General features: G+C 71.9%; 3 protein-coding genes. All 3 read right to left on the reverse strand.

Annotated elements, in window-relative coordinates:
* A partial coding sequence (locus MCBG_RS06690) for a hypothetical protein (protein ID WP_043324731.1) occupies window positions 1–960 on the reverse strand: 960 nt, incomplete at its 3' end.
* Window positions 957–1397 (reverse strand): hypothetical protein, encoded by a 441-nt coding sequence (locus tag MCBG_RS06695; RefSeq protein ID WP_043324733.1) that lies wholly within the window; start codon window positions 1395–1397, stop codon window positions 957–959. The genes MCBG_RS06695 and MCBG_RS06690, both read right to left, overlap by 4 nt.
* 3 nt (window positions 1398–1400) lie before the next feature.
* On the reverse strand, window positions 1401–2530 hold a 1130-nt coding region (locus MCBG_RS06700; RefSeq protein ID WP_043324735.1), incomplete at its 5' end, for a phenylacetate--CoA ligase family protein.

Raw genomic sequence — 2530 nt, forward strand, 5'->3', positions numbered from 1 at the left:
CTCGTGCAGGTTGCGGTGCAGATGCTCGGACAGCAGCCGCTGGTAGCCGCGCCCCTGGAACCGCGGCACCACGCCCTTGACGATCAGCACCGCCTCCCGGCGGTACCGGCGGCGGGTGGCCAGCAGCCGCAGCTGGTTGACCGGGTTCAGGTCGCCGCGCACAGCGACCAGGAAGGCGCTGATGTCCGGTACGCAGAGCACGAACGCCACCGGGTGCCCGTCGCGGGTCAGGTAGAGCAGCAGCGAGTCATCCAGCAGGTACGCCAGCCCGTCGGTCTGCCGCCGCAACTGCGCCGCCGAGATCGGCGTGTAGTAGCCGAGCTGGGCGAAGGAGTCGTTGAGCATCCCGCGCAGCAGGTCCAGCTGTTCGTCGAGCCGCCGGCTGTTCCCCCGGTGCAGGTCCAGCCGGGAGCCGTCGGGCTGGACGCCCAGCGCGGGCGGCGGTCCGGTCGGCGGCGGCACCGGGCAGATCCAGGTGTCGGAGACGAACCGTCCGGTGAACCCGTTCTCCTCGTACGCGTCCGGGTAGTACGGCGGGTTCCACGCGCTGTCCACGAAACCCCGGTCGGCGTACCCGGAGGTGATCACGCCGCCGGCCTGGTTGGGCAGCAGCGCCACCGGCCCGAACAGCAGGTCCCGGCCGGGTGTGGCGTACGCGGCGATCGCGTCGAACAGCGGCCGGGCGGCGTGCGGGGTGAACTCGGTGAGCCCGAACAACTGGCACCGGCGGCCGAGCTTGGCGTCGAGGTCGGCGTCGGTGTGCAGCGTGGTCCGCCCGACCACCGCGCCGGTGGCGTCGCGCAGCACGTACATCGGCACGCCGTCGCGCCACCAGCGGCGGATCTGCTGCCGGGGCGTCGGCACGTAGCGGGACTCGTCCGCGTACAGCCGGTCGGTGAGCGCGAGGAAGTCGCGCAGGCCGCGCCGGCCGGTCACGCGCTCGAACCGGTGGCCGGTCACCGGCGCACCGCCGGTCCGGTCGTCTCCGCGCCCAGCGGCGTGAACCGCTCGATGTGGCCCATCGCGCCGTCCTCGGCCCGCCACGCGCCGTTTGAGTAGCCGTCCGGGGAGGCGGTGTAGAGCCGGATGAACCCGGCCGTGGCGTTGCGGTTGCCGCCGGTCAGCCACATCATCAGCTTGCGGTGGTGCCGGGTCCGGGCGAAGCGCAGCAGCGCGTCGCGGTCGGTGAAGAACGCGATGGTGCCGAGCGTCAGCGGGAACTGCCAGTAGACGGTGTGCCAGCAGTAGCCGGACATCCGGCGCATGTCGCGCACCATCCGGATCCAGTCGGGGGCCAGGCGCAGCAGCACCAGCGGGTTCGCGTACCGGGTGCCGCCGATGAACATGGCGCCGGCGCGGGCCTGGGCCGGGGCGCGGGAGAAGTCACGGGTACGCATCGCTCACCTCACCAGGTAGACGTTCTTGATCTTCTGCATGGCGGCGAACGGGCCGCAGTCCGGTTCGTGCAGTTCCACCCGCAGGTCACCGGCGGTCGGGTCCTCCACCAGGGACTGCGCGAAGTCCCGCGACACCGAGGTCAGGTGCGCGCGTACCCCGTCGCGGCAGGCGTCGGCGAGCGCTGCGCGGGCCGCGGCGTCCAGCGGGCGGCGCAGCTCCACGTGGATCACCGGCCGGGTCTCCAGCGCCGCGTCCTCGTGCAGCGTCAGGCAGAACCTGTTGATCTCGGCGGCGTACGGGTTGCCGGTGTAGAGGCCGTACTCGACGTCCTGCGGGTAGAGGTTCGCGCCCAGGTAGGACACGGTGGAGTCGCTGCGGCCGAACAACAGCAGCAACGGCAGCGTCATCCGCTCCTCGGCCACCGCGGTACGGAACTCGGCGCGACGCACCGGGTCGGCGTTGGCCAGTTCGACGATCCGCCGGTACGGCACCAGCAGCGCCTCGTCGCCGACGTTGTAGCGCAGCCGGGGCTGGAGCACGTGCGGGCCGGTGACAGTGCAGAGCAGCTCCCGCCGGTCGTTGGTCTCCAGGTAGGTGGCGAACGGGTTGTACTGGAACACCATTGGCAGCCGCTGCTCGCCGCGGCCCAGCAGTTCCGCGCGCAGTCCCGCGTCGGTGCGCAGCCGCCGCCGCAACCAGACCGTGAACCGGGTCTCCGCGCCGATGCCGATGGTCAGGTCCGACGCCCCGTACGCCGACCGCACCCGCACGAACCGCTGCTCCAGGTAGTCGCGCAACGCCTCGGTCATCCCCTCGCCGCCGCAACTGGCGAAGATCCGGTACCGCGACCACGGAAAGTCCTCGGCGTCGAGCCGGTCCCGCAGGTGCTTGAGGAACGGCGGGTACGCGGTCACCAGGTAGTCGTGGCCGGGACCGAACTCGCGCAGCGTGTCGACGATCTTCCCGAGGTCGGGGCCGGTGTTCTTCACGGTGGCGATCCGGGCCATCGCCGCGCCCGTGGTGGTGCCGGTCGCCCAGGCGCCCATCGAGTACGCGTTGATGACGAACGGGCGGCGCATCGGGAACGCCAGTCCGGTGTAGCCGGCGATGTCGCGGTGCACCGCCCGCAGCT

Origin of the sequence: Micromonospora sp. M42 (assembly GCF_000568915.1) — a bacterium.
GTDB lineage: Bacteria > Actinomycetota > Actinomycetes > Mycobacteriales > Micromonosporaceae > Micromonospora > Micromonospora chalcea.